This is a genomic window from Pseudomonas paralactis, from assembly GCF_001439735.1.
In the GTDB taxonomy this organism is placed as follows: Bacteria; Pseudomonadota; Gammaproteobacteria; order Pseudomonadales; family Pseudomonadaceae; genus Aquipseudomonas; species Aquipseudomonas paralactis.
This window is the reverse complement of record NZ_JYLN01000001.1, coordinates 58,930-83,465: the sequence shown is the minus strand read 5'-3', so window position 1 is coordinate 83,465 and position 24,536 is coordinate 58,930. Positions and strand designations below refer to the sequence as shown.

The following is a 24,536-nucleotide window of genomic DNA, read 5'->3' as shown; positions in this document are numbered from 1 at the left end:
AGGCCCGGTATTGCAGTGCTCAACCATAAAAAAAACAGGCGTTTTCTTTCGATTCTGCCGGCACACTCACATCTGAGGTCAGAACCACCATGAATATCCCTATGGGTAGCATCAAGCGTTGGCGCGTGCAGATTTTCGCCATCACCTGGCTGGCGTACGCCGCGTTCTATTTCACCCGCAAAGCCTTCTCGGTGGCGAAACTGGGAATCGGCGACGACCCCAGCTTCCCCCTCGATAAAATGATGATGGCCAACCTGGATGGCCTGTATCTCGCGGCGTACGCCGTGGGCCAGTTCACTTGGGGTATGCTCGCCGACCGCTTCGGGCCACGGGTAGTGGTGCTTGGCGGCTTGCTGATTTCTGCCGCCGCCGCGCTGGTAATGGGCACGTTTGCCACCTTGCCGATCTTTATCACTTGCATGTTGATCCAGGGATTGGCGCAGTCCACCGGCTGGTCGGGGTTGTGCAAAAACCTCGGTAGTTTCTTCCCGGCTCAGCAGCGGGGTCGGGTGTTGGGGCTGTGGAGTTCGTGTTATGCCTTTGGCGGCCTCGTGGCTTCACCGTTTGCCGGATGGTGGGCCTATACGCTGATCGGTAGCTGGCACGCGGCGTTTATTTCCAGCGCTGCGGTGGTAGCGGTGGTGGCCGTGCTGTTCTTTATGTTCCAGCGCAATACCCCGCAGGATGTGGGCTTGCCGGCGGTGGAGCCCGAGCCGGTCTTGAGTGCCGAAGAGGCTGCTGCTGAAAAGCGCGTCAGTGTGCTCGAACCGTTGCGCGCCATTCTGCGCAACCGCACGGTGTTGACGCTGGGGCTTGCGTACTTCCTGCTCAAGCCGGCGCGCTACGCGATTTTGTTGTGGGGGCCGGTGATCGTCTACGAACAGATGCCGTCGGTGGGCAAGGTCGGCGCGGCCATCGTGCCCACCGCGTTTGAGTTGGCCGGTTTGCTCGGGCCGGTACTGATCGGTCTGGCTTCCGACAAACTGTTCGGCGCCCGGCGGATGCCGGCCTGTGTGCTGAGCCTTTTGGCGTTGACCGTGGCCCTGGCGTTGTTCATGGGCGCGCTGCACACCGGCAGTGTGGTGCTGGTGATGGCCTTGCTGTTTGTCATGGGCCTGACCCTGTACGGCCCGGACTCGATGATCAGCAGCACCGCTGCCATTGATTTCGGCACTGCCAGGGCCGGTGCCACGGCGGCCGGGTTTGTGAATGGTTGCGGGTCGGTGGGCGCGATCCTTGGCGGCCTGCTGCCGGGCTACTTCGATACCGTCACGGTGTTTATTGTGTTTGCCGGCGCGGCGCTGTTTTCTTCACTGGTGTTGATGCCCTACTGGAACGCCAGGCCCGCTGTTCTGGCCCAGGTGGGGGACTTCATACCGGATCGCAGTGCCAGCATCAAACCCCTGCGCACCTGAGGTGTCTGGCCGGTTTTTTGGTGGATTAGCGTGTTCTTGCGCTATAAACTCTGCCCCCAAAGCGCCGGCCAGTAGACGTTTCGGCGCGACGGGAATAAGAGAGTGAGTCATGGGCGCACAGTGGAAAGTCAAACATAAAGAAGCGGCAGCCAACGCCAAGGGCAAGATTTTCGGCAAGCTGGTGAAAGAAATCACCATCGCCGCCCGCAATGGCGCCGATACCGCGACCAACGCGCACCTGCGCCTGGTGGTCGAGCAGGCCAAGAAGGCCTCGATGCCCAAGGAAACCCTGGATCGTGCGATCAAGAAGGGCGCCGGTCTGCTCGGTGAAACCGTGCAATATCACCGCGTGACCTACGAAGGGTTTGCCCCGCATCAGGTGCCCCTGATCGTCGAATGCGTCACCGACAACATCAACCGCACCGTGGCGGAAATCCGCGTGGCGTTCCGCAAGGGCCAATTGGGCGCTTCCGGTTCGGTGGCCTGGGATTTTAACCACGTCGGTCTGATCGAAGCCTCGCCGGACACCCCGGACGCTGATCCGGAAATGGCCGCCATCGAAGCCGGCGCCCAGGATTTTGAAGACGGCGAAGAAGAGGGCACCACCCTGTTCATCACCGAAACCACCGACCTGGATGCTGTGCAGAAAGCCTTGCCGGAGCAAGGGTTCACCGTGCTGTCGGCCAAGCTGGGCTACCTGTCGAAGAACCCGGTCAGTGGTTTGTCCGATGAGCAGATGGCTGAAGTCGAGGCGTTCCTGGAAGGCCTGGACAACCATGATGATGTGCAGGATATGTTCGTCGGCCTGGCGGGCTGATTTCTATCTGAGTACACGCGGTCAAATGGCCTTGTAGGAGCGAGCTTGCTCGCGAAAAACGTCAACGATAACGCGTGCATCCTGAATAAGCGCAGCGCCGGTGAGTTTTTCGCGAGCGAGCTCGCTCCTACAGTTAGATAGCGTGCAGCAAGGCTTTGATCTCTTCGAAGCTCGGTCGCGTCAGCACATCCGGCTGGCAGCAGCGTTGTTGCAGTGCCTGCAAGCTTTCGTCACTGGCCTCAACCCGCTCCAACAACTCCCCCAGCAGCACCCCGAACGCGCGCACTTCAATACGCTGCAACGCACGGGTTTCAAGCGTGTCCGTCGTGGCATGGAAGGACGCCGCGCCAAAGTCTCCCAGCAAGCAATCACCTGCTGCGTTCCACAAAATATTGTGACCATACAGGTCACCATGGGTAATGCCGTGCCGATGCAGGTGCGCCGCCACCGAAGCAATGCCCCGCGCCATGCGCAGTGCCACGTCCAGGCTGAAACGGGTGGTGGGTGCGTAGACATCCCGCGTGCACGACGCCAGGCTCGGCAGGGCCGCGAGGTTGCGGTAACTCGGGTCGATCAGGTCCATCACCAGGGCGGCCTGGTTATCGGGATGGCCGACGACGCGTCCTTCAACCTTGATCAGGTTGGGATGCAGACCGGCAGCGATGCAGGCTTGCATTTCATGCAGCGGTGAACCGTCGCTGGTGATGGTGCCCTTGTACAGCTTGACCGCGACCGGCAACGCCTGGGGTTTCCACAGTGCCTTGCGAATAATCCCCGAAGCGCCTTCGCCAAGGACTTCGCCCATGTCCAGTTCCTGCCAGGCGATGTTCGGCGTCGCCTCATCACTGCTCACCTGCACGGCCATTTCCACCGGGTTACCGGCGTAGGCCAGCCAGGTCAGGCTCGGCAGGGTCAGCAGCCACTGCGGCAGATGAGTGAGGCGATTGGAGGCGATACGGATCAACTCCAGGTTTTGGCACTGGGCCAGGCTTGGCGGCAGGTCGGTCAACTGGTTACCGGCCAACATCAACTTTTGCAGCAGCGGGCGCTGGCCCAGCTCATCGGGCAATTGGCTGATGCAGTTATCGGTGAGGATCAGCCAGCGCAACTGGGGCGGCAGGGCGGCGGCGGGCACGCGGCTGATCTGGTTGGCCTTGAAACCGATCATGCTCAGCTTCGCGCACTGGCCCAGGCACGCTGGCAGCTCGGTAAAGGCATTGTCCGAACAGAACAACACCCGCAGGTGCGTCAGACGGTGCAGGTCGTCGGGCAGGCTGCTCAGGGCGTTGCCGGTGAGGTTGAGGGTTTCCAGGGAGTCGGCCAGGTCGAAGATTTCCCGGGGGAATTCGGTCAGCCCGCAGGCCAGGTCCAGGCGCTTGGCACCGGCCAAATGGCCGGCCTTGAGTTGGGCGAGGGTATTCATGAACAGCGCGGCACTCGGAAGGGGGCGTAAAAGGCGCTCATGATAGCGGCTCGGGTGCGGTTTGCGGGCAGAGCGTTTGCAATTGGTGCAGTCGGCTGGCGGTGCGGGCGAGGTCGATGGCCTGGCCTTCCAGGGATTTATCCAGCGGCTGGTGACCGATGAGGGTCAGGTGTTTGTCCTGGTCGTAGAGCACGTCCACCAGGTTGATAAAGCGCTGTTGCACGGCGATGGGGCATTCGGCCAACTGCGGCAGGCCGTCGATGATCCAGTGGTCGAAGTCCTGGCACAGCAACAGGTAATCCATCACGGCGGTGAGCTGTTCGCACAGATCGTTGAAGGTGAACAGGATGGTCGGTGCCTGATGGCTTCGGCACAGCAACTGCCGGTTGCCAACCGTCAGGGTTTGCGCCGGACCATTGGTTGCGGGTACACCAAGGCTTTCGCGCTGGGCCGATGTACCCGGCCACACATACTGGCCACGAGTGAAACGTTGTTGCGCATGGGCCTGGGGCAGGCTGCGAAAATCCTGGGACGCGCTGACTTCCAGCACATCCATGCGGGCGGCGATCAGGTCGATCACCGGTTTGAAGCGTTCGTGGTACAGCGGGTTGGGCAATAACCCTGCGGGCGGGTAGTTGGACGTTACCAGCACCAGCACGCCGCGTTGGAACAGGGCTTTGAACAAGCGGCTGATGAGCATTGCATCGCCGATATCGTGCACATGGAACTCGTCAAAACACAGCACCCGGCAACCTGCGAGCAACCGATCCAGAGTAACGCCCAAGGCATCCTCATGCTCACGGTTCACAAACATGCCCTGGTGCAGCCGGGCAAAGAAGCCGTGGAAATGCACGCGTTGTTTCTCGGCCATGGGCAGCGCCTGGAAAAAACCGTCCAGCAGCCAGCTTTTGCCTCGCCCTACCGGGCCGTGCAGGTACAGGCTGCGCGTGGCCTGGCCGTTAAGCAGGTGCTGGGCCTCGCGATTCAGGGCGGTAATCGCCCGGATCTGGCCATCACTGAGGGTATAGCCCTGTTGCTCGGCCTTTTTTTGAAAATAGGCGGGAATGGGCGAGGCGCCCCAGGCGTCGGTTTTTTTACCCAGCAGGCGCTGGAGCAGGGCAAGCACGGCCAAGAATAATCACTCTGTATTGCGGTGGTCGCTCACTGTAGGACGCTCGATGCCATTTGACCAATAGGGAAGGGCGCCACACCGTGCAAACTGGCACTTTCACGTTAACTGGCTAACCTCATACACAGTTGTCACCCCTGTATAAGGAATTGGGGCAGTGAAGGGATCGGCGGTATTGGCTGTCATGGGCGCGATGCTCTACAACACGGCTTCTGCTGCGCAACTCCAGGTGGAGGTGCGCATCGACGTGCAGCGGGGTTGCCAGTTAGTGGGCACCACTCGCACTGCGGGCATCGAGCAACTTGGCGTATTGGATTTCGGCAGCGGCCCGCGTCTGGATGACCCGGCCGGCCCCCTGAGTGCGGCCCTGATCAGCCAGCGCCAGCCGCGCCTGGAGTGCAACCCCGATACGCCTTACCAAATGCGCGTTGACGGCGGCCTGCACGGTGGCGTGGGCGAGGTGCGTTACCTCGTCACTGCGACGCCCTCAAGCAAACCCATTCCTTATCGCATTTATGCCGATGCTGCACGGTTGATCCCCTTGCCGGTGGACGTGCCGGTCAGTGGCCGCGTACCGGACACCGGCTCCGTTGACTTGCCGTTGTATGGCCGTATCGAACCGCTCAAAGACGTCCCGGCGGTGGGGCGTTATTCCGACCTGCTCAAGGTCACGGTCACATGGTAAGCCGCTATCTGGCCGTTGCGGCCCTGGGCGGTCTGCTGTTGTTGGCCGAGGACGCGCAGGCGGCCGTGGCCAGCGGGCAGATCCACGCGCGGTTGGTGATTACCGCCAGTTGCGAAGTCAGCAAAGGCGTGGAGCGCGCGCCGGTGACGCCCGAAGGCGGCACTGCACTGTTGGATTTCGGCAGCCAGGGCCCGACCTGGAACGACACCCTGGGCGCGACCATTTCCGATGGCGACAAGGCGCCGCTGTCGGTGTCCTGCAACCCGTCGTTGGTCAGCAGTTTTACCGTGACCATCGACGGTGGCGCCCATGGCGACGGTACCACGCGCCGCTTGAGCAACGGGCGCCAGACCATTCCCTACCGGCTATCGGCCGATGCGCTGGGCCAAAGTGCCTACCGCATCGGTCAGCAACGCAATTTCGTCGTGACCCAAGGCGCACAGGTACCCATTCCGGTATTCGGCTCCGTGGTGGCGAATACCAGGGCCCTACCGGCCGGCATCTACACAGACACCCTGACGGTGACTCTGGATTGGTAAACCATGAGGATGGATATCATGCATGTACTCGTAGCGCGAATGGGCGTGTGTGCCCTGGGCCTGGCAATGGCCTCCAGCCTGAACGCGGCGACCACGGTCACCGGGCAGATCAGTTCGAGCCTGACCCTGATCGCCAGTTGCCAGGTCAACGGCTCCGGGGCGGCCACCGGGCTGAATTTCGGTAGCTTGAACTTCGGCACCACCAACAGCCTGTTTACCAACGCCGACGCTCAGTTGCTCGGCGGTACCGGTACCGGCGGGGCGTTGTCGATCCTGTGTTCGGCTGGCACCGCGCCAACGATCAAGGTGCGTGCCGGTGCCCACGATGGTGCTTCCCCCGGTGGCACTCGCGCGCTGGCCGATGGCGGGGGTAACTTCGTGCCTTACGATTTCTACACCGACAGCGGGCGTTCCGCGCTGTTGGCGATCGATGGCGTGGTGACGCTCGCCACCAGTACCGGCGTGGCGCAAACCGTCAATCTTTACGGTCGGGCAGTGGGCAAGGCGGGCCTGCCGGCAGGTACCTACACCGATACCGTGGCCGTGGAGCTGACGTTCTGACCCTGTGGCTCAGGCTAGGGTTGGCCTGTGGATTGGCGCTGCCGCTGCCGTTGCCTGCCGCGACGAGCCAGAGCTTCCAGGTCAGCGCGACCATTACCCCTGGCTGCCTGATCGTGGGCGGCGGGTCCAACTACGGCGCGTTGAGCTATGGCAGCTATTCGGCACTGGCCACCAGTACGGTCACAGCGGCCCTGACCGGCGGTGTGACCTTGCAATGTACACCGGGGGTGGCGCTGAGCATGAGTGTCGATGGCGGCCTTTACAACAGTGCCGGGCGCAATTTGCAGCTCAACAGCGGCAGCGCGCGGGTGGCCTATCAATTGTTTCGCGATGCGGCGTTCAGCCAGAGCCTGGGGGTCAACCAGAGCGTCAGCGTGACTTACAGCGATGCCAACACCATCAGCCTGCCGATTTACGGGCGGGTGGTATTACCGGGCAATCAGCCTGGGGGGACGTACAGCGACACGCTGCAGGTGCAGCTGTCGTGGTAGGGCTAACGGTATTGAGGAGTGGATTTATGCGTTCAACTTCCCGGCGGTGGTGGGCCGCGGGTATTGCCTTGGGACTTTTGTGCAATGCAGGGCTGGTGCAGGCGGCCAGCTCGGTGCTGATCTGGCCCATCGACCCGGTGCTGGAGGCCGATCAACAGGCTAGCGCGCTGTGGCTGGAGAACCGCGGTACGGAGACGGCCAACCTGCAAATCCGCGTATTTGCCTGGAGCCAAAACGGCTTCGACGAGCAGTACCAGAACCAGCGCGACGTGATCGGCAGCCCGCCGGTGGCCAAAATCGAGCCCGGCCAAAAGCAACTGGTACGCCTGACCCGCACCCGCGAAGTGCCGCCGGGGCAGGAACTGGCCTATCGCATCATCATCGATGAAATCCCCTCGGCGCTGCAGGTGCCGGCGCCGCCGGAAGGCAAGAACACGGCAGCGGCGATTCGCTTTCAGATGCGTTATTCGGTACCGCTGTTCGCCTACGGCGCCGGGTTGTGGAGCAAGGACGACGCGACCCGCCAACGCGACCCCAAGGGTGCAGGCAAGCCGGACTTGAGCTGGCAAAAGGTCAACGTAGGTGGGCGCAGTTACATCGAGGTGCGTAACCAGGGCGCCGTGCATGCGCGGCTCACCGATGCCTCGTTCAAACAAGGCGGGCAGACTCGGCCATTGGTAGAAGGTTTGCTCGGCTATGTGCTGCCGGGCGCGAGTATGCGCTGGCCGGTGCCGGATGCCGTATCGGCCGACCAGCCGTTGCAGGTCAGGGTCAACGGCGCGCCGCAATTGGAGAGCCTGGCGCCCAAGCGATAACGGTTATGTCGCGCAACGGGTACACGCCCGGGTTTTAACAGGATGGAGATGTCCATTGAAGGACACAACGCCATGGTGAGTCGTGGCTGGGCTCGGGTTTTATGGCCGTCGGTGGCAGTGGCAAGCGGGCTGTGGGGCGCCGCGATGGCAGGCGACTTGCCGCCGCCGCCCGGCAGCATGGAGGCAGTTGCCGATGCACAGCTGTTTCTGGAACTGGTGGTCAACCAGATGGACACAGGCCGCGTCATTGCGGTCGACCAGCGCGCCGGCCAGTTGTTCGTGCCGGCCAGCGCGTTGCAGGAAGTGGGCATGAAACTGCCCGGCGAGCCTGTCGGCAGCGTGGCCCTGGACCAGGTTCCCGGGCTGCACAGTGACTACGACAGCAATGGCCAGCGGCTGTTGCTGGATGTGCCGCCGTCCTGGTTGCAAGCGCAGTTTATCGGCAACCGCAACACCTATCCGCGCACCCAGGCCATGAGCAGCTTCGGCGCCTTGCTCAACTATGACGTGTATTTCAATGACACCGATGACGGCGGCAGCTACCTCGCCGCCTGGAACGAAGTGCGGCTGTTCGACACCTGGGGCACCTTGTCCAACACCGGACAGGTGCGCCAGACCCTGGCCGATGGCATCAATGACAATGCCCTCGGTAACGGTTATCGGCGTTACGACACCACTTGGCGATTTTCTGATGATGAGCGCTTGCTCACCTACGAGGCTGGCGATGTGATCAGCGGCTCGTTGCCCTGGAGCAGCTCGGTGCGCCTGGGCGGGGTGCAACTGTCCCGAGACTTTGCCGTGCGCCCGGATTTGGTCACTTACCCTTTGCCGCAGTTCGCCGGTGAGGCGGCAGTGCCCTCGTCGGTGGACCTGTTTATCAATGGCTATAAATCCGACACCGCGCAGCTGCAACCCGGTCCTTATACCCTGACCAACGTGCCCTTTATCAATGGTGCCGGGGAGGCTGTCGTGGTGACCACCGACGCCCTCGGGCGCCAGGTATCGACCACGGTGCCGTTCTACGTAACCAGCACCTTGCTGCAACAAGGCTTGACGGATTTTTCGGTGGCTGCCGGTACCTTGCGTCGTGACTACACCCTGCGCGATTTCGGTTATGGGCCGGGCGTGGCCAGCGGCACCTTTCGCTATGGCTACTCCGACAACCTGACCCTGGAAAGCCACGCCGAAGCCTCCAGCGACCTGACCCTCGGCGGGCTTGGCGGCAACCTGCGCCTGGGCAACTTCGGCGTGCTCAATACCGCCCTCAGCCAAAGCCAGTTCGACAGCCGCAGCGGCCAGCAACTGAGCCTCGGCTACCAGTACAACAGCACCCTCTACAGCCTGATGTACCAACGTGTCGAACGGCGCGATGACTACGCCGACCTGACCCTGGTCGACACCCCATACGCCAGCCTCAGCAAGCGCAGCGAGCAAGTGACGCTGAGCCTCAACCTTCAACGTTTCGGCAGCCTGGGCCTGGGTTATTTCGACGTGCAGGCGGCAGACGATTCGCGCACGCGCCTGCTCAACCTCAGCTGGAGCAAACCGCTGTGGCGCAACACCAGCTTCTACCTGTCGGCCAACCGCGAAATCGGCGACAGCAACTGGGCCATGCAGGCGCAACTGGTGATCCCGTTCGACCTCAACGGCAGCCTGGCCTTAAGCACCGAGCGCAGCAAAGATGGCGCCAGTCGCCAGCGCATCAACTACAGCCGCGCGGTGCCCAGCGAAGGCGGCGTAGGCTACAACCTCGGCTATGCCCAGGGTGATGCGCCGAGCTATCGGCAGGCCGACCTGACCTGGCGCTTGCAGTCAGTGCAGTTGCAGGCCGGCGTGTACGGCAGCAGCGATGCCGAAACGCGCTGGGCGGATGCCAGCGGCTCGCTGGTGTGGATGGGCGGCGAAACCTTTGCTGCCAACCGTATCAATGACGCGTTTGTGGTGGTGAGTACCCAGGGGTTCGCCGGGATTCCAGTGCGCTACGAAAACCAGCTGGTGGGCCAGACCGACCGCAACGGTCATTTGTTGGTGCCGTGGAGCAGTGCGTATTACCGCGGCAAATATGAGATCGACCCGCTGAACCTGCCGGCGAATGTACAGAGCCCCAATGTGGAACAGCGCGTTTCGGTACGCCGAGGCAGCGGCTATCTGTTGGAGTTTGCGCTGCACCGGGTGCTCGCCGCGAGTGTCACGCTGGTGGACCGCCAGCATCAGGAGTTGGCGCTGGGCAGCCTGGTGCTGCACGAGCAAAGCAACACTCAGGCGGTGGTGGGGTGGGATGGGCTGGTCTATCTGGAAAATCTCAGCGCCCACAATACCCTGCAGGTCACCCTCGGTGAGGGGCGTACCTGCCAGGCGACATTCGACATCGATGAGCAACAACAGGACGTGCCCCTGATCGGGCCGTTGGTATGCCAGTGAGCGTTTGAGCAAGGAGGCTGCGGGTGAGGGGCAAGGCATGGCTGTATGGGGCAGGGCTGTTGTTATCCGGGCAGGCTATGGCCGTGTGTTCGGTGGTTTCCACGGTGCCGGCCAGTTTCGGTTCGATCAGTTCGATGACGGTGCGCAGCGCGGCGCAGACCAGTTCCACCACCAACTCCGGGTTGAGTTGCACCCAGGCGTTGATTTCACTGCTGGTGTCTACCGACCACTTCTACGCCACGATCACCTCGTCCACAGCTGGCATGGTCGGGCCGACCGGTGATGTGATTGGCTACACGATTTATGGCAACAACAGCACCAGCTATCCCATCACCCGAGGCGCCCAATTCGATTTCGGCGGTGCTGGCGGCATTGCCCAGAGCATTGGCCTGATCGCCGGGCCCGGAGCGAAAACCGTGCCGTTGTACCTGAGCAGCATTACCGGCAGCAATATCGCAGCGGGGCTGTACACCGAGACACTGAACATTGCCTGGGTGTGGAATTATTGCTCGGGGATCGGCCTTGGCGGCATTTGCCTGGGGCGTGATACGGGCAGCGGCACGGCGAGCCTGACCGTCAGTATGACAGTGACCAATGACTGCCAGATCACCGCGCCGAATATCAGCTTTGGCAGCGCGCCGGTGGTCAGTGGGTTTACCGCAGTGACCGGCCAGACCATCAATATTGCCTGCACCAAAGGCAGTGCCTACACGGTGGGCTTGAGCGATGGCCAGAACCCGGTCAGCGTCGGCGGGCGCCGGCGCATGGTTTCGGGCAGCAACTACCTGGCCTATGACCTCTTCAAAAGCGCCGGCACCACGCGCTGGGGCAGCGTCGGCGCGGCGCGGCGGGCCAGTTCCACGGCGGAGGTCAACCCCGGCAATGGGTTGGGCATCGGCAGCCAGGTATTTAACTACAACGCGCGCATCTACACTGACCAGCCCACGCCACCCAGCGGCACCTATCTGGACAACGTGGTGCTGGACGTAGGCTTTTAAAACTTCATCAGCGCCGGGGTGGGTTGGTCTGCCGGGCTGACCATTGCGTAGTTGTAGCCGCCGCCCGACCAGTACTCGGCCTGCAAGCCATCGGCGCTGCGGCTGCCACGGGGCAGGAACCCATTGTTCGGGCCCGGCGGGCGGATATAAAAGCTGATGCGTCGGCCCTGGGGGTCCTGGTACAGCACCATGGCCGCTGCACCCTGATCGGTGGTGAGCAGGCGCCCGCTGACCGGCTTGAAGCCTGCCTGGCTGAGGTCGGGCAGGCGATGGGCTTGATTGAAGTAGCGGTCGAGCCAGGCCTGCATATTGCCGCTGCCCTCGTCGTTGTAGTCGGCGGGCATGATGCCGTCCTGAGCAAACAGGCGATAAGCCTGCATGGCATCGGTCATCGGCAACGGCTGTGGCTGGGTGGCTTCGCGGGCGTGCCAGCCGCCAAACCCGCCAAGGCTCACGGCGATCAGCAACACCGCCGCCGTGGCGAAGTGGCGGCGCGACTGACGCTTGATGCGCTGACGGATCAACGCCGGGTCCAGTGCCGGGTTACTCGGCTGCTGCAGGGCGCCGCTTAAGGATGCCCGCAATAACTGCGCGTCCTGTTGCCAGGCGTGGACCTGGGCGGCCGCTTCGGGGTGGTTGGCCAGCCAGGTTTCAAGCGCGCGGCGGTCACTGTCCGGCAGTTGGTGATCGACGTAAGCATGCAAGTCGCGTTCGCTGGGGGGCAGGCTGATCATTTGAGTCTCCGCAGGGCAGGGCCGGCAATTTCGCCATCGCTGAGCTGACGCAACGCTTGACGCGCGCGGGACAGGCGCGACATCACGGTGCCGATAGGTACCGCAAGTATCTCGGCGACTTCCTTGTAGCTCAAACCCTCCACAGACACCCACAGCAGCAGGGCGCGCTGTTCGGTGGTGAGCTGGTCGAAGGCTTGCAGGGTGGATTGGGCCATCACTGTGCGTTCCACCGAAGGTTGCGCATCATCGCGACCGGTGAAGAATTCGAGCATACGTGCGTAGCGTCGGCTGCGACGGTGTGCGTCGAGGAACTGCCGATAGAGGATCGCGAACAGCCAGGCGCGCAGGTCGCCTTCGATACGCTTATCGGCCCAGGCGATGATCGCCCGCTCCAGAGTGGCCTGCACCAGGTCGTCGGCGCTGCTGCTGTTGCGCGTCAGCGACACGGCAAAACGTCGCAACCTGGGGATGAGTTCGCGTAACTGTTCGTCGAGTTCATGCATGGGCGTCTGGCTGTTCACTACGCTGGGATTAAAGAGACGTCCGGCGTTGGAGGTTATTCCCCGGCCTGCAAAATAAATCCAGGGTCAGGGAATAGAGCAAATCGGCGTTCGTCTTAATGCTCCGACCTTATGTTTCACCCTGAGGCCCATGGCCCTGGAGTTCCTGCATGGTAGATCACTCTCCACCACCCCGTCCTCCTTTGAGCACTGCCAGCCTGATCGCACGACTGGCGGGCATCGGCATCGTGGTTGCCGCGGTTGCCGGGGCATTTGCCTACGTCAATGGCACCCTCGACCCACAGCGCTTGCGTCCCAAAACCTTGGTCAATGCCTTGGAAACCAATAACGGCGTACACCCGGGTTTTCGCCGCAATCATGCCAAAGGCGTGTGTGTGGCGGGTTACTTCGAGCCCAGCGCAGAGGCGCGCGCTTACTCCAGCGCCCAGGTGTTCAGCGAGGCCAAGACCCCGGTAATCGGACGGTTTGCCTTGCCCAGCGGTAACCCCTATGCACCGGACAGCAGTGTGCCGATTCGCAGTTTTGCCGTGCAATTCAGCCAGGCCAACGGCCAGCAGTGGCGTACGGGAATGAACAGTATGCCGGTGTTTCCGGTGGGCACGCCCGAGGCGTTCTACCAGTTGCTCAAGGCGGGCGCGCCAGACCCCGCCACCGGCAAGCCGAACCCTGCAAACATGCCGGCGTTTTTTGCCGCACACCCGGAGACGGCGCCATTCCTGGCCTGGGTCAAGACCGCCAAGCCATCGGCCAGTTATGCGACGCAAACCTACAACGGCATCAACGCCTTTTACCTGGTGGGCGAAGGTGGCAAGCGCCAGGCTGTGCGGTGGAGCGTGGTGCCGCAGGCCCAGGACGCAGCGGGTGATACCGCGCCGTCGGGCAGTGACTTTCTGCAACAGGATTTGGTGCAACGCCTGGCCGCCGGGCCTTTGCGTTGGCAGTTGAGCATGACCCTGGCCAACCCCGGTGACCCCCTGGATGACGCGAGCAAAACCTGGAGTGGCCCGCACACGGTGCTCAACGCCGGCACCCTGGTGTTGCAAAGCAGCCAGCCGCAGGCAGACGGTGATTGCCGTGATATCAACTTTGACCCGCTGATTTTGCCCAGTGGTATCGAGGCCTCCAACGATCCGCTGTTGGCCGCACGTTCCGCCGCGTACGCCAGCTCATACCTGCGCCGCGCGGGAGAAGTCAGCCCGTTGCACAGCGCCCCTCAGGAGTCGAAGCCATGAATGCTCAACCGCGTTTTTTCGCGCCGCTGGCGCGTCTGCTGCACTGGCTGATGGCGCTGATGATCATTGCCATGCTGTTTATCGGTGCGGGACTGGCGGCGTCGGTGTCGGAGCGCCATGAGTGGTTGATCCACCTGCACAAACCGCTGGGTATTGCGATTCTGGCGCTGGTGATTGTGCGCTTGGCTGTGCGTTTTTCCACCCGGCAACCGCCTTTGCCTGCCGACTTGCCGATGTGGCAAGTGCTGGCGGCCAAGGCTTCCCATGTGCTGCTGTATGCGTTAATGCTGGTGTTACCGCTGCTCGGCTGGGCGATGATTTCGGCCGCCGGTGACCCGGTGATGCTCAGCAGCTCCGTGCAACTGCCTGCGCTGGTAGGAGCGAATGCGCCGTTATTTGCGCTGTTGCGCAAGGCTCACGGCTACCTTGCCTACCTGTTGTTCCTGACGGTGCTGGTGCACTTGGCGGCGGCGTTGTTTCACGGCTTGATCCGCCGCGATGGGGTATTGCAGAGCATGACCGGCACCAGGGATTGATGGACGTCTGTGGCGAGCGCGCTTGCTCGCTACCAAAAGCTCGCCACAAGGGGTTAGCGCAACAGCCCGACGATATCGGCGACGCTGCTCAATACGTCCTTGCCGAGCTGTTTCGATCGATCGCCCGACCAGCCGGTACGCGGGTTGGGCGCATCGTCGTTGTCCTTGAAGGGCATTTCCAGGGTCAGGGACAGGCAGTCGTACTTCTCACCGACCGCGTTGCAGGCCAGGGTCATGTTGGCTTCGCCCGGCAGGTCGCGGGTGTAGCCGTGGGTGGTTTGGAAGTCCCGGGTCAGATGGCTCAGGTGGTTGCGAAAGCGTTTTTCCAGGGCTTCGATGCGTGGGGTGTAGCCTGGATTGCCTTCGCAGCCGGCGGTGAAGATGTAGGGGATTTCTTCGTCGCCATGGATATCGAGGAACAGGTCCACGCCGTACTTTTCCATTTGCTGCTGCACGAACAGCACTTCCGGGCTGGTTTCCTGATCGGCGTTTTGCCAGGCGCGGTTGAGGTCCTGGCCCATGGCGTTGGTACGCAGGTGACCATGGAAAGCGCCGTCGGGGTTCATGTTGGGCACCAGGTACAGGTCGGCTACTTTCAGGAGTTTTTTCAACTCGGCGTCACCGTCCTTTTGCAGGCGCTCAATCACGCCTTCCATAAACCATTCGGCCATGTGTTCGCCCGGGTGCTGTTGGGCAATGATCCACACCTTGAGGCGGCCTTCAGCCCCTTTGCCACGGCGCAACAGTTGTATATCGCGCCCTTCGACACTCTTGCCGGTGTCCAGCAGCTTGACGCCGGCGTACTTCAGGGCTTGTTCGATCAGCCAGTCGTGGCGTTCACGGCTGTAGGGTTCGAAGTAGGCGAACCATGCGTGCTTTTCGCGGGTCTGGAGCGTGATATGCAGAATCTCGCCATCAAAGCGCGTTGGCACGCGGAACCAGTTGATATGGTCATAGGACGCCACGGCGTTGTAGCCGCTCCAGGCGTGTTTATAGGATGAGCCACCCGCGTTGCTCAATCGAAAGGTGTGGGTGTGCCCCACGTGCATGCCTTCGGCCTTGAAGTGGAACCATTGAAAATGTTTGCTACGGGTATCGGGTTTGATTGCCAGCAACAACTGATAGGCATCGCTGGCATCCAGGACCTGGATATTGCCGCTGTCGAAATCGGTGCTGATCTTGATGGAGGTCAAAGCCACGGTCATAGTCTGGTTGCCTGAATATGAGTGATGTGGCGGCTATATTACACAGAGGTCAGGTAAAACCTGGATGCAAAATTGTTGCACGGGGAGGGGGCGTCATCCGTGACGCCGCAGCAGCTTAGGGTCTATGAGATTGATTCTCAAGCGCTATTTCGCAAAGATCCGGCCTAGAGCAGTTGCGTGGCTTTCTTTCGGCGATGCTCTTTTGCTACCATGCGCGCCATCGAGCAACACACAGTCTTCATTAGCCTGAAGCCATGCCAGGGAAACTGGCAAAAAAAAGACCCGGCCAAAGAGCCGGGTCAAAAACCGTGATTAGCCTGATGAGGAGATATTCCAAGAGTCCGACCTAAGGTCCCTTGGTCTATCGACTGATCTCGCGATCAGCTGGGTCCAATAATAATCATTATCATTTGCAAGTCAAATGTTTTTATCCGTGGGATAGAAATATTTTTCTTTCGTGTCTGTTACGCGTTTGCCTGGGCCTCTGGCGTTTGCAACGAGCGCTCCACCATCGCCTTCGCCATATCGATCAAATACACCACGGAAAACGCCAGGTCGCGCTGATTGCCCTGATGGCGGCACGCTGACTCGTAGGCGGTTGCCGCAGCACTGCGCAGCAGGTCCGAAGCATGAACCAGGGCCTCCTCCTGGCTGACGCCCGGCTTGATCGCGAACAGGGCACCTTCCACGTCCGGCGTCGACATCTCTTCTTTCAAGTAATAGTCCAGCGCGCGCTGGGCTGCGCCGCTGTGGCACATGTGTTGTAACTCAACGTGTTCCGGTGTTTCGGGCAATGAATGCGGGCTATTGGTCATAAGCGGCAGTACTCCGGTGGGTGTCGAAATCCTTAGGCTTGATGATAGTACGTATCGTATTTATGTCGTTTTATGGATTACTACAAACTGTTTATTGCCCCGAAAAATACGCACCGTATTGTCAGGCGCCATGGATAACTGGATAGCGTTGGTCAAAGCCAACATGAAAGACCGCAAGGTCACGCAGGAGCAATTGGCGGAGCGCCTGGGCATGTCCCAGGGCGGTGTCGGCCATTGGCTCAACAAGCGTCGAGTGCCAAGCCTGGCGGACATGAACCGGGTACTGGCCGAGCTGGGGCTGGGCTACCTGGAGGTGGCGCTGGACATTCGTGAGCGGGCGGCGCAAGAGCCTGTGTTGGAACAGCACTACAACCCGTATTTCCGCTACCCGGTCAGCGATTGGCAGCAGGCGTGCGAGCTGCGCGAAGAACGTGCAGCCTATGGGCCTGGCCGCTACGAATTAACCGATTACCACGCTCGTGGCGAGGCGTTCTGGCTGCCTGTGACGGGCGACGCCATGACCGCGCCAACGGGAATGAGCATCGGTGCCGGGATGATGATCCTGGTGGATCCGGCCATCGATCCTGTACCCGGCAAACTGGTGGTGGCCCAATGGGCCGGCAGTTCCCAGGCCACTTTTCGTCAATTGCAGGAAGAGAGCGGCCAGCGCTACCTGGTGCCGCTCAATCCCACGTACCCCAAGGCGCTGCTCACCGACGACTGCCGCCTCCTTGGCGTCGTGGTGCAAGCCAGCGCGAAGTTCTAGTCGATGCTTTCAAGCTCCACCAGCGCGCTGCCTTCGGCAACCATTTCACCTTCCTGGCAGAACAGCGCCTTGACCACACCGGCATGGGGCGCACGAATGCTGTGTTCCATCTTCATGGCTTCAAGTACCACCAGCTGTGTGCCAGCCTCAACGGTTTGGCCAACCTCCACCAGCACGCGCACGATGCTGCCGTTCATCGGTGCGCTGAGCCCGCCCTGATGAGATTGGCCGGCCTCGACCGCGGCAATCGGGTCGAACAGCCTGACGTCATGCATCTCGCCCTCCCAGCGCAGGTACAGGCTGCCTTCGTTGCGGACTGCCAGATGGGCACGGCGTACACCCTGATGTTCGATCAACAGTTGTTCGCCGCACAGTTGCGACGCGTGCCCGGCCAATGTCACCAGCCGATCCTGCCCGTTGCAGCTCAGATGCAGCGACACTTCGGCGGGCAGCCCCGCTCGAAAGCCCTGGTTATTGGCCCAAGGCCCATCACCCACCGGCAGGCTCTGCATAAACGCCGCGCCCGCGGCCTGCCAGAATGCCTCGCTCAACGCACCGGGTGGCGGTAACAGTTCATCCTGATAACGCGGGATAAACCCGGTATCCAACTCAGCCGCTGCAAACGCGGGATGGCCGATGATGCGCCGCAGAAAACCCAGGTTGGTCTTGAGCCCACCCACGGCAAACTCATCGAGCATACTTAAAAGACGCAGGCGGGCCTGTTCGCGGTCTTCGCCCCAGGCAATCAGTTTGCCGAGCATCGGGTCGTAGAAGGGCGACACGCTGTCCCCTTGCTCGACACCGCTGTCCACCCGACGGCCCGGGCCTGGGCTGGACTCGCGGTACAGCGCCAGGTGCCCGGTGGCCGGCAGGAAATCATTGGTCGGATCTTCGGCATACAGCCGCACTTCAATCGCATGACCGATCAAGGGGACCTGTTCCTGCGTGATCGGCAGCGCCTCGCCCTGGGCGACCCGAATCTGCCAGGCCACCAGGTCCAGACCGGTAATCGCTTCGGTGACCGGATGTTCCACCTGCAGTCGCGTGTTCATCTCCATAAAGAAAAACTCGCCACGGGCATCCAGCAGAAACTCTACCGTACCGGCACCCACATAGCCGATGGCCTTGGCCGCACGTACGGCCGCTTCGCCCATGGCCTTGCGCTGCTCAACACTGAGCCCTGGCGCGGGCGCTTCTTCGACGACCTTTTGATGGCGCCGCTGGATCGAACAGTCGCGCTCATTGAGGTAAAGACAATGACCGTGCTGGTCGGCAAATACCTGAATCTCGACATGACGCGGCTTGAGCAAGTACTTCTCCACCAGCATCTGCCCATTGCCGAAGGACGACAGTGCCTCGCGCTGGGCGGAGGCCAGGGCGTCGGCCAATTGGCTGACATCCTCGACCACCTTCATGCCCTTGCCGCCGCCACCGGCCGTCGCCTTGAGCAATACCGGGTAGCCAATACGCTCACAGGCGGCGCGGAAGGTTTCCAGGTCCTGGGCCTGACCGTGATAGCCCGGCACCAGGGGCACATCTGCGGTTTCCATCAAGGCCTTGGCCGCCGATTTGCTGCCCATGGCGTCGATGGCCGCAGCGGGAGGGCCGAGGAAGATCAAGCCTGCCGCCTCGATGGCCCGGGCAAAGCCGGCGTTTTCCGAGAGGAAGCCGTAGCCGGGGTGAATCGCCTGGGCGCCACTGGCGTGGGCGGCGGCAATCAGTTTGTCGATTTGCAGGTAACTGTCGGTGGCTTTGCTGCCTCCCAGGTCGACACAAATATCCGCCTCGCGGCTATGGCGCGCATCACGGTCGATGGCGCTGTGCACGGCCACGGTCGTCAGCCCCATGGCCTTGGCGGTGCGCATGACTCGGCAGGCGATCTCGCCACGGTTGGCCACCAGGAGGGTAGTCAGTGTGCTCATGAGCGCGGCTCCTGGGCTTGCCAGCTTGGCGCACGTTTTTGCAGGAAGGCCCGCAATCCTTCCTGGCCCTCGGCGCTTACCCGAATGCGTGCGATGGCATTTTCGCAATACCGTCGCAGTGCAGGGGTGAGTGCGCCGTGACCGACTTCACGCAGCAAATCCTTACTGGCGCGCATCGCCGCCGGGCTGTTTTGCAGCAGGTTGGCAACCCATTGATCCACGTGTTGATCCAGGGTTTCGACCGGATAGCTCTCCGCCAGCAAGCCGATCTCCCGTGCCCTTTGGCCACCAAACCGTTCGGCCGTCAGGGCATAGCGACGGGCTGCGCGCTCGCCAATGGCCTGCACCACGAACGGGCTGATCACTGCCGGCGCCAGACCGATGCGCACTTCCGACAGGCAAAACTGCGCATCATCGGCGCCGATGGCCATGTCGCAGCAACTGATCAGGCCCAGCGCGCCCCCATAGGCCGCGCCTTGCACCACGGCCAGCGTGGGAATTTTCAGCTTGGACAGGTTGTACATCAGCTCCGCCAGCTCGCGGGCGTCGTCCAGGTTGGTGTGATAGTCCAACTCGGCAGACTGTTGCATCCAGGCCAGGTCGGCGCCGGCGCTGAAGTGCTTGCCGCGCCCGCGCACCACCAGAAAGCGCAGAGATGGGTCGCCTTGCACCTGGTCCAGGGCAATGATCAGTTCGCGGATCATTTCGGCATTGAACGCGTTGTTCTTGGCTTCACGACTGAGCCACAGCGTGGCAAAGCCACGGCTGTCGGTGATCAGTTCGAGGGTGTTGAAATCGTTCATGCAAGGAGCTCCATGATAATGAGAGGCCTCCTGTAGGAGCGAGCTTGATCGCGAAGGTCGTCAACGATAACGCGGGTATTCTGGATGTTCGCGTTGCTCTGACGTTCTTCGCGAGCAAGCTCGCTCCTACAGGTTACATGCGGAACACGCCGAAGCGGCTCGGCTCGATGGGGGCGTTCAGCGCGGCGGACAAGGCCAGGGCCAGCACATCGCGGGTCTGCAGGGGGTCGATAACGCCGTCATCCCACAAGCGCGCGCTGGAGTAGTAGGGGTGGCCCTGGGTTTCATACTGGTCGAGGATCGGCTGCTTGATGGCGGCTTCCTCCTCGGCACTGAAACCGTTGCCGGCGCGTTCAGCCTGCTCGCGTTTGACTTGCACCAGCACCCCGGCCGCCTGTTCGGCGCCCATCACGCCAATGCGTGCGTTGGGCCACATCCACAAGAAGCGCGGGTCATAGGCGCGGCCGCACATCCCGTAGTTACCGGCGCCAAAGCTGCCACCGATGATCACGGTGAATTTCGGCACCCTGGCGCACGCCACTGCCGTCACCAGCTTGGCGCCATGCTTGGCGATACCCCCGGCTTCGTATTTCTGGCCGACCATGAAACCGGTGATGTTTTGCAGAAACAGCAGGGGAATCCCACGCTGACAGGCCAGCTCGATAAAGTGCGCGCCTTTCTGTGCGGCCTCGGCAAACAGGATGCCGTTGTTGGCCAGAATCGCGATCGGGTAGCCATGCAGGTGCGCAAAGCCGCATACCAAGGTCGTCCCGAACAACGCCTTGAACTCGTCGAACACCGAACCGTCCACCAGCCGCGCGATGACTTCGCGTACATCGAACGGCTGCTTGGCATCCGCCGGAATCACCCCGTAAAGCTCTTCGCTGCTGTACAGCGGTGCCACGGGCGGGCGCTGCAGCAATTGACCCTGTTTGCGCCAATTGAGGTTGGCCACGCTGCGCCGGGCCAGGGCCAGGGCGTGTTCATCGCTGTCGGCATAGTGGTCGGCCACGCCGGAGATCTTGCAGTGCACATCAGCGCCGCCGAGGTCTTCGGCGCTGACCACTTCACCAGTGGCCGCCTTTACCAGCGGCGGGCCGGCCAGAAAAATAGTGGCTTGCTGACGCACCATGATCGCTTCGTCGGCCATCGCTGGCACATAGGCGCCGCCGGCGGTACATGAGCCCATCACCACAGCAATCTGCGGGATGCCCTGGGCGCTCATGTTGGCCTGGTTGAAGAAGATCCGCCCAAAGTGCTCGCGGTCGGGGAACACCTCGTCCTGGCGCGGCAGGTTGGCGCCGCCGGAATCCACCAGGTAGATACACGGCAGACGGTTCTGCTCGGCGATGGTCTGGGCACGCAGATGCTTTTTCACCGTCAGCGGGTAGTAGGAGCCGCCTTTGACCGTGGCATCGTTGGCGACGATCATGCACTCCACACCTTCCACGCGGCCGATGCCGGCGATCACTCCAGCCGCCGGGACATCTTCGCCGTACACCTGATGAGCCGCCAGCTGGCTCAGCTCCAGAAACGGCGAGCCCGGGTCGAGCAGACGGTTGATGCGCTCGCGGGGCAACAGCTTGCCGCGCGAGGTGTGGCGTTCCTGGGCCTTGGCGCCGCCACCCTGTTGCACATGGGCGAGCAGGGTATGCAGGGCGTCGACCTGTGCAAGCATCGCCGCGCTATTGGCGGCAAATTCCGCCGAGCGTGGGTTGAGCTGGGTATGCAGGGTGGCCATGACGCGCTCCTTCAGCGGGTTTCGTTGAACAGTTCGCGACCGATCAACATCCGCCGAATCTCGCTGGTACCGGCGCCGATTTCATACAGCTTGGCGTCACGCAACAGGCGCCCGGCGGGGAATTCGTTGATATAGCCGTTGCCGCCCAGAATCTGGATCGCATCCAGAGCCATTTGCGTGGCGCGCTCGGCGCTGTACAGGATCACGCCGGCGGCATCCTTGCGCGTCGTCTCGCCGCGCTCGCAAGCTTGGGCCACGGCGTAGAGGTAGGCGCGGCTGGCGTTGAGCTGGGTGTACATGTCGGCAACCTTGCCCTGGATCAGCTGGAATTCGCCGATGCTCTGGCCGAACTGCTTGCGGTCGTGGATGTAGGGCACGATCAAGTCCATGCACGCCTGCATGATCCCGGTAGGGCCGCCGGAGAGCACCACGCGTTCGTAATCCAGGCCGCTCATCAACACTTTCACGCCGCCATTGAGCACGCCGAGGATGTTTTCTTCGGGTACTTCGACGTCATCGAAAAACAGCTCGCAGGTATTGGAGCCGCGCATGCCCAGCTTGTCGAACTTGTTGCTGCGACTGAAGCCTTTCCAGTCGCGCTCGACGATAAAGGCGGTAATGCCGTGGGGGCCCTTTTCCAGGTCGGTCTTGGCGTAGATCACATAAGTATTGGCGTCGGGGCCGTTAGTGATCCAGGTCTTGCTGCCATTGAGGACGTAGTGGTCGCCGCGTTTGTCGGCACGCAGTTTCATTGAGACCACGTCGGAGCCGGCATTCGGCTCGCTCATGGCGAGGGCGCCAATGTGCTCGCCGCTGATCAACTTGGGCAGGTACTTGAGTTTCTGTTCGTGGTTGCCGTTGCGGTTGATCTGGTTGACGCACAGGTTGGAGTGAGCACCGTATGAGAGCGCCACCGAGGCCGAGCCGCGGCTGATTTCTTCCATGCTCACCACGTGGGCCAGGTAGCCCAGGCCGGCACCGCCGTATTCTTCCGGCACGGTGATGCCCAGCAGACCCATGTCCCCGAACTTGCGCCACAGGTCGGCGGGAAACAGATTATCGATGTCGATCTGCGCTGCACGCGGAGCGACTTCCTTGGCCACGAAGGACTGCACCTGGTCGCGTAGCATGTCGATGGTTTCGCCGAGGGCGAAGTTCAGGGACGGGTAACTCATGGACAGGCACCTTAATGTGGACTTTGTTGTTGTGTGGGTGGGCCGCAAGAGGAGGGCGCTCACCTTTACGTTAACGTAAGCTTGCGTTGCGATGCTGTCAATCGTAGTTTACGTTTACGTCAACCTACAAAAAAGACAACAAGGGGTCGTTATGGATCAACCGAATCAGAGCTACAGCCGTGGCTCCCAGGACAAGACCTTGCTGGCCATGACCATTGGCCAGGCGTTCGATCAAACCGTCGCGCAGTATCCTGATGGCGAAGCCTTGGTGGTTCGCCATCAGCAGCGGCGCTACACCTGGCGGCAACTGGCCGAGACGGTTGATCTGCACGCCCGTGCGTTCCTCGCATTGGGCATGCAGGTCGGCGACCGCCTGGGCATATGGGCACCCAATTGCGACGAGTGGCTGATCTGCCAGATCGCGAGCGCCAAGCTTGGCGTCATTCTGGTCAACATCAACCCGGCCTATCGCAGCAGTGAACTGGATTACGTGCTCAAGCAATCCGACTGCCAATGGCTGGTGTGCGCCGGTTCGTTCAAGACCTCCGATTACCACGCCATGCTCCAGGCACTCAAGCCTGAGTTGCGCGGCCTGATCAGCCTTGATCCCAGCCCGCCGCCGGAGTTTTTGCCCTGGTCGCAGTTAGCAGACCTTGGCGCAGGCGTGCCGCCCGAGCAACTGCACAGCCGCCAGGCCAGCCTGCATTTCGATCAACCGGTAAATATCCAGTACACCTCCGGCACCACGGGCTTTCCCAAGGGGGCTACCCTCAGTCACCACAACATCCTTAATAACGGTTACATGGTCGGCGAAAGCCTGGGCCTGACCGCGCAGGACCGCCTGGTCATCCCGGTGCCGTTGTATCACTGCTTCGGCATGGTGATGGGCAACCTCGGTTGCATCACCCACGGCACCACCATGATCTATCCCAATGACGGTTTCGACCCGCTGCTGACATTGACCGCCGCCGCCGAAGAACGCGCCACCGGCCTGTATGGCGTGCCGACCATGTTTATCGCCATGCTCGATCACCCGCGACGGGCCGAGTTCGACTTGGCCAGCCTGCGCACCGGCATCATGGCCGGGGCGACATGCCCTATCGAAGTCATGCGTCGGGTCATCAACGAACTGCATATGAGCGAAGTGCAGATTGCCTACGGCATGACCGAAACCAGCCCTGTGTCGCTGCAAACCGGAGCGGATGACGATATAGAACGGCGCGTCACCACGGTGGGCCGCATCCAACCGCAACTGGAGACCAAGATTGTCGACGATGCCGGCAACACCGTGGCTCGTGGCGTGATCGGTGAGCTGTGTACGCGTGGCTACAGCGTGATGCTCGGTTACTGGAACAACCCCGACAGCACCCGCGAGGCAATCGATGCGGCCGGCTGGATGCACACCGGCGACCTGGCGACCATGGATGAACACGGCTACGTCTGCATTGCCGGGCGGAACAAGGACATGATTATTCGCGGCGGCGAAAACGTATACCCGCGTGAACTGGAGGAGTTTTTCTTCACCCATCCGGCCGTGGCCGACGTGCAGATCATCGGTATTCCGGATGAGCGTTACGGTGAAGAAATCGTCGCCTGGATCAAATTCCATCCCGGCCATGTGGCCAACGAGCTGGAACTGTTGAGCTGGTGCAAGGACCGCATCGCCCACTTCAAGACGCCCAGGTACTTTAAATTTGTGGACGAGTTTCCGATGACGGTCACCGGCAAGATTCAGAAGTTTCGTATGCGCGAGATGACCTTGGAGGAACTCAAACGAAACTGAAACCGTAAG

General features: G+C 61.7%; 23 protein-coding genes. 13 read left to right on the top strand and 10 right to left on the bottom strand.

All coding sequences use genetic code 11. From position 1 onward, the window contains the following. The first annotated feature begins 89 nt into the window (after positions 1-89). On the top strand, positions 90-1,415 hold the full coding sequence (locus TX23_RS00320; protein ID WP_057700521.1) for an MFS transporter: 1,326 nt from the start codon (positions 90-92) through the stop codon (positions 1,413-1,415). 109 nt (positions 1,416-1,524) lie between these two features. Next, complete coding sequence (locus TX23_RS00315) at positions 1,525-2,232, top strand: YebC/PmpR family DNA-binding transcriptional regulator (protein ID WP_057700520.1); 708 nt, start codon at positions 1,525-1,527, stop codon at positions 2,230-2,232. A 133-nt stretch (positions 2,233-2,365) separates the two neighbouring features. Here TX23_RS00315 and TX23_RS00310 read toward each other — a convergent pair whose 3' ends face one another. After that, on the bottom strand, positions 2,366-3,655 hold the full coding sequence (locus tag TX23_RS00310) for a protein kinase (RefSeq protein ID WP_057700519.1): 1,290 nt from the start codon (positions 3,653-3,655) through the stop codon (positions 2,366-2,368). Positions 3,656-3,692: 37 nt separating this feature from the next. Then, entirely contained in the window at positions 3,693-4,787 is a 1,095-nt protein-coding gene (gene zapE / locus TX23_RS00305) for a cell division protein ZapE (protein ID WP_057700518.1), read from the bottom strand. A 181-nt stretch (positions 4,788-4,968) separates the two neighbouring features. Here zapE and TX23_RS00300 point away from each other — a divergent pair, with 181 nt between their 5' ends. The 7 genes from TX23_RS00300 to TX23_RS00270 all read left to right on the top strand — a co-directional run bounded on the left by TX23_RS00300 (position 4,969) and on the right by TX23_RS00270 (position 11,294). Beyond that, entirely contained in the window at positions 4,969-5,469 is a 501-nt protein-coding gene (locus tag TX23_RS00300; RefSeq protein WP_057701123.1) for a Csu type fimbrial protein, read from the top strand. Continuing rightward, complete coding sequence (locus TX23_RS00295) at positions 5,463-6,008, top strand: Csu type fimbrial protein (RefSeq protein ID WP_057700517.1); 546 nt, start codon at positions 5,463-5,465, stop codon at positions 6,006-6,008. The genes TX23_RS00300 and TX23_RS00295 overlap by 7 nt, the downstream gene beginning before the upstream one ends. An 18-nt stretch (positions 6,009-6,026) precedes the next feature. Next, positions 6,027-6,569, top strand: coding sequence for a Csu type fimbrial protein (locus TX23_RS00290; protein WP_057701122.1), 543 nt, complete (start codon positions 6,027-6,029; stop codon positions 6,567-6,569). A gap of 2 nt (positions 6,570-6,571) precedes the next feature. Further along, positions 6,572-7,060 carry a Csu type fimbrial protein gene (locus TX23_RS00285; protein WP_057700516.1) on the top strand — a complete coding sequence of 163 codons (489 nt, stop codon included), beginning with the start codon at positions 6,572-6,574 and terminating at the stop codon, positions 7,058-7,060. Positions 7,061-7,086: 26 nt separating this feature from the next. Continuing rightward, a complete protein-coding gene (locus TX23_RS00280; RefSeq protein ID WP_057700515.1) occupies positions 7,087-7,875 on the top strand; it encodes a fimbrial biogenesis chaperone in 789 nt (262 codons plus the stop codon). Positions 7,876-7,947: 72 nt separating this feature from the next. Beyond that, on the top strand, positions 7,948-10,296 hold the full coding sequence (locus tag TX23_RS00275; RefSeq protein WP_057701121.1) for a fimbria/pilus outer membrane usher protein: 2,349 nt from the start codon (positions 7,948-7,950) through the stop codon (positions 10,294-10,296). Between the two features lie 77 nt (positions 10,297-10,373). Further along, entirely contained in the window at positions 10,374-11,294 is a 921-nt protein-coding gene (locus TX23_RS00270; protein WP_057701120.1) for a Csu type fimbrial protein, read from the top strand. On the opposite strand, the gene TX23_RS00265 is transcribed toward TX23_RS00270, so the two are convergent. Continuing rightward, the gene (locus TX23_RS00265; RefSeq protein ID WP_057700514.1) at positions 11,291-12,028 is read right to left on the bottom strand and encodes an anti-sigma factor family protein; all 738 of its coding nucleotides are present in this window, start codon (positions 12,026-12,028) and stop codon (positions 11,291-11,293) included. The two genes, TX23_RS00270 and TX23_RS00265, sit on opposite strands and share 4 nt — an antisense overlap. Next, a complete protein-coding gene (locus tag TX23_RS00260; protein WP_057700513.1) occupies positions 12,025-12,531 on the bottom strand; it encodes a sigma-70 family RNA polymerase sigma factor in 507 nt (168 codons plus the stop codon). Before TX23_RS00260 ends, TX23_RS00265 begins: the two co-directional genes overlap by 4 nt. 167 nt (positions 12,532-12,698) lie before the next feature. Here TX23_RS00260 and TX23_RS00255 point away from each other — a divergent pair, with 167 nt between their 5' ends. Next, the gene (locus TX23_RS00255; protein ID WP_057700512.1) at positions 12,699-13,781 is read left to right on the top strand and encodes a catalase family peroxidase; all 1,083 of its coding nucleotides are present in this window, start codon (positions 12,699-12,701) and stop codon (positions 13,779-13,781) included. Continuing rightward, complete coding sequence (locus TX23_RS00250; RefSeq protein ID WP_057700511.1) at positions 13,778-14,317, top strand: cytochrome b; 540 nt, start codon at positions 13,778-13,780, stop codon at positions 14,315-14,317. Before TX23_RS00255 ends, TX23_RS00250 begins: the two co-directional genes overlap by 4 nt. Positions 14,318-14,370: 53 nt before the next feature. On the opposite strand, the gene TX23_RS00245 is transcribed toward TX23_RS00250, so the two are convergent. Both TX23_RS00245 and TX23_RS00240 read right to left on the bottom strand, forming a co-directional pair. Continuing rightward, the gene (locus TX23_RS00245; RefSeq protein WP_057700510.1) at positions 14,371-15,522 is read right to left on the bottom strand and encodes a M14 family metallopeptidase; all 1,152 of its coding nucleotides are present in this window, start codon (positions 15,520-15,522) and stop codon (positions 14,371-14,373) included. Positions 15,523-15,986: 464 nt separating this feature from the next. Beyond that, positions 15,987-16,337 (bottom strand): DUF6124 family protein, encoded by a 351-nt coding sequence (locus TX23_RS00240; RefSeq protein WP_186561673.1) that lies wholly within the window; start codon positions 16,335-16,337, stop codon positions 15,987-15,989. A 130-nt stretch (positions 16,338-16,467) separates the two neighbouring features. On the opposite strand from TX23_RS00240, the gene TX23_RS00235 reads away from it, so the two are divergent. Beyond that, a complete protein-coding gene (locus TX23_RS00235) occupies positions 16,468-17,103 on the top strand; it encodes a LexA family protein (RefSeq protein WP_057700508.1) in 636 nt (211 codons plus the stop codon). Here the strand turns inward: TX23_RS00235 and TX23_RS00230 are convergent. The 4 genes from TX23_RS00230 to TX23_RS00215 all read right to left on the bottom strand — a co-directional run bounded on the left by TX23_RS00230 (position 17,100) and on the right by TX23_RS00215 (position 22,744). After that, complete coding sequence (locus tag TX23_RS00230; protein ID WP_057700507.1) at positions 17,100-19,025, bottom strand: acetyl/propionyl/methylcrotonyl-CoA carboxylase subunit alpha; 1,926 nt, start codon at positions 19,023-19,025, stop codon at positions 17,100-17,102. The two genes, TX23_RS00235 and TX23_RS00230, sit on opposite strands and share 4 nt — an antisense overlap. Next, positions 19,022-19,828, bottom strand: coding sequence for a gamma-carboxygeranoyl-CoA hydratase (locus TX23_RS00225; protein ID WP_057700506.1), 807 nt, complete (start codon positions 19,826-19,828; stop codon positions 19,022-19,024). The genes TX23_RS00230 and TX23_RS00225 overlap by 4 nt, the downstream gene beginning before the upstream one ends. 133 nt (positions 19,829-19,961) lie before the next feature. Further along, on the bottom strand, positions 19,962-21,569 hold the full coding sequence (locus TX23_RS00220) for a carboxyl transferase domain-containing protein (protein ID WP_057700505.1): 1,608 nt from the start codon (positions 21,567-21,569) through the stop codon (positions 19,962-19,964). 11 nt (positions 21,570-21,580) lie between these two features. After that, the gene (locus TX23_RS00215; RefSeq protein WP_057700504.1) at positions 21,581-22,744 is read right to left on the bottom strand and encodes an isovaleryl-CoA dehydrogenase; all 1,164 of its coding nucleotides are present in this window, start codon (positions 22,742-22,744) and stop codon (positions 21,581-21,583) included. A gap of 151 nt (positions 22,745-22,895) precedes the next feature. Here TX23_RS00215 and TX23_RS00210 point away from each other — a divergent pair, with 151 nt between their 5' ends. Further along, the gene (locus tag TX23_RS00210; protein ID WP_057700503.1) at positions 22,896-24,527 is read left to right on the top strand and encodes an AMP-binding protein; all 1,632 of its coding nucleotides are present in this window, start codon (positions 22,896-22,898) and stop codon (positions 24,525-24,527) included. The last annotated feature ends 9 nt before the right edge of the window (positions 24,528-24,536 follow it).

What these genes read in the sequence shown, in the direction of transcription:
- TX23_RS00215 (WP_057700504.1), bottom strand. Translation starts at nt 22,744, where the DNA reads ATGAGTTACCCGTCCCTGAACTTCGCCCTCGGCGAAACCATCGACATG.
- TX23_RS00295 (WP_057700517.1), top strand. Translation starts at nt 5,463, where the DNA reads ATGGTAAGCCGCTATCTGGCCGTTGCGGCCCTGGGCGGTCTGCTGTTG.
- TX23_RS00275 (WP_057701121.1), top strand. Translation starts at nt 7,948, where the DNA reads ATGGTGAGTCGTGGCTGGGCTCGGGTTTTATGGCCGTCGGTGGCAGTG.
- TX23_RS00320 (WP_057700521.1), top strand. Translation starts at nt 90, where the DNA reads ATGAATATCCCTATGGGTAGCATCAAGCGTTGGCGCGTGCAGATTTTC.
- TX23_RS00300 (WP_057701123.1), top strand. Translation starts at nt 4,969, where the DNA reads ATGGGCGCGATGCTCTACAACACGGCTTCTGCTGCGCAACTCCAGGTG.
- TX23_RS00250 (WP_057700511.1), top strand. Translation starts at nt 13,778, where the DNA reads ATGAATGCTCAACCGCGTTTTTTCGCGCCGCTGGCGCGTCTGCTGCAC.
- TX23_RS00290 (WP_057701122.1), top strand. Translation starts at nt 6,027, where the DNA reads ATGCATGTACTCGTAGCGCGAATGGGCGTGTGTGCCCTGGGCCTGGCA.
- TX23_RS00260 (WP_057700513.1), bottom strand. Translation starts at nt 12,531, where the DNA reads ATGCATGAACTCGACGAACAGTTACGCGAACTCATCCCCAGGTTGCGA.
- TX23_RS00225 (WP_057700506.1), bottom strand. Translation starts at nt 19,828, where the DNA reads ATGAACGATTTCAACACCCTCGAACTGATCACCGACAGCCGTGGCTTT.
- TX23_RS00240 (WP_186561673.1), bottom strand. Translation starts at nt 16,337, where the DNA reads ATGACCAATAGCCCGCATTCATTGCCCGAAACACCGGAACACGTTGAG.
- TX23_RS00230 (WP_057700507.1), bottom strand. Translation starts at nt 19,025, where the DNA reads ATGAGCACACTGACTACCCTCCTGGTGGCCAACCGTGGCGAGATCGCC.
- TX23_RS00255 (WP_057700512.1), top strand. Translation starts at nt 12,699, where the DNA reads ATGGTAGATCACTCTCCACCACCCCGTCCTCCTTTGAGCACTGCCAGC.
- TX23_RS00310 (WP_057700519.1), bottom strand. Translation starts at nt 3,655, where the DNA reads ATGAATACCCTCGCCCAACTCAAGGCCGGCCATTTGGCCGGTGCCAAG.
- TX23_RS00315 (WP_057700520.1), top strand. Translation starts at nt 1,525, where the DNA reads ATGGGCGCACAGTGGAAAGTCAAACATAAAGAAGCGGCAGCCAACGCC.
- TX23_RS00270 (WP_057701120.1), top strand. Translation starts at nt 10,374, where the DNA reads ATGGCCGTGTGTTCGGTGGTTTCCACGGTGCCGGCCAGTTTCGGTTCG.
- TX23_RS00210 (WP_057700503.1), top strand. Translation starts at nt 22,896, where the DNA reads ATGGATCAACCGAATCAGAGCTACAGCCGTGGCTCCCAGGACAAGACC.
- TX23_RS00265 (WP_057700514.1), bottom strand. Translation starts at nt 12,028, where the DNA reads ATGATCAGCCTGCCCCCCAGCGAACGCGACTTGCATGCTTACGTCGAT.
- TX23_RS00280 (WP_057700515.1), top strand. Translation starts at nt 7,087, where the DNA reads ATGCGTTCAACTTCCCGGCGGTGGTGGGCCGCGGGTATTGCCTTGGGA.
- TX23_RS00245 (WP_057700510.1), bottom strand. Translation starts at nt 15,522, where the DNA reads ATGACCGTGGCTTTGACCTCCATCAAGATCAGCACCGATTTCGACAGC.
- TX23_RS00235 (WP_057700508.1), top strand. Translation starts at nt 16,468, where the DNA reads ATGGATAACTGGATAGCGTTGGTCAAAGCCAACATGAAAGACCGCAAG.
- TX23_RS00220 (WP_057700505.1), bottom strand. Translation starts at nt 21,569, where the DNA reads ATGGCCACCCTGCATACCCAGCTCAACCCACGCTCGGCGGAATTTGCC.